Genomic DNA, 901 nt, shown 5'->3' with positions numbered 1-901 from the left:
TGTAGCGGCACTGGTGTTGTTCGTGACAACGAATCTCTAGCACTTTCTGTTCTTCGTTTGATTGAAGAAGAAGCACTAAAAGACAACACAGCTCAAGTATTGGCTGTGGTACCAGTGCCAATCGCATCTTACCTATTGAACGAAAAACGTCGCTCGGTTAATCATATCGAACGAATTCAAGAAGTGAAAATTACGGTTGTTCCTAACTCAGACATGGAAACACCGCACTTTGAAGTAATTCGCGTACGCGAAGGTGAAGAGTTTGATTTAATTTCTTACCTACTTCCTAAGAAGTTGGAAGCAATGAAAGAAGCAGAAGGTAAAGAACCTTCTGAAACAGACATCAAACCTAAGCGAATCGAAGAGCCAGTTCTTAAGGGCTTTGCAGCGCCAGCTCAAACCGCTCCAGCTCCTGTTTCTAAACCTGCGCCGGTAGCGAAGAAGAAAGAAGTAGAGCAAGAAGCAAAACCTGGCCTATTCAGCCGTTTGTTTAAAGCACTAGGTAGCTTCCTATTTGGTGGTTCTGAAGAAGTAAAAGAAGAACCAAAACAAGAAGAGAAGAAATCAAACCGCGACAACAAGCGCAACAAACGCGATCGCAACGACCGTCGTCGTAGCAACCAACGCGATAACCGCGAAGGTCGTGAAAACCGTGATAACCGTCGTCGCCGCAAGCCTCGTGAAGAGCAAGCAAATGAGCAAAACGAAGCTCAACAGCCTGCAAACAAACAGCAACCAAACCGTAGCCAGAAGCGTAAGCCAAAACCTCAACAAGCTGAAAAAGCTCAAGAGCCGAAAGCAAACGCGAAAGTAGCGGAAAAAGGCTTGCAACTTGCGGCTGAAGCTCGCTCAGAAGTGAAGCCTGAAGAGAATAAAGCGAAAGCAAACGCGAAAACAGAGA

General features: G+C 45.7%; 1 pseudogene. It reads left to right on the top strand.

Going from position 1 to position 901, the window contains the following annotated elements:
* Positions 1-901, top strand: a pseudogene (locus R7040_RS25290) (ribonuclease E); the annotation flags it as partial.

The organism is Vibrio sp. 1069 (assembly GCF_033340555.1).
Note: the sequence above shows the minus strand (reverse complement) of the source record. Positions and strands in the feature narration are given on the sequence as shown.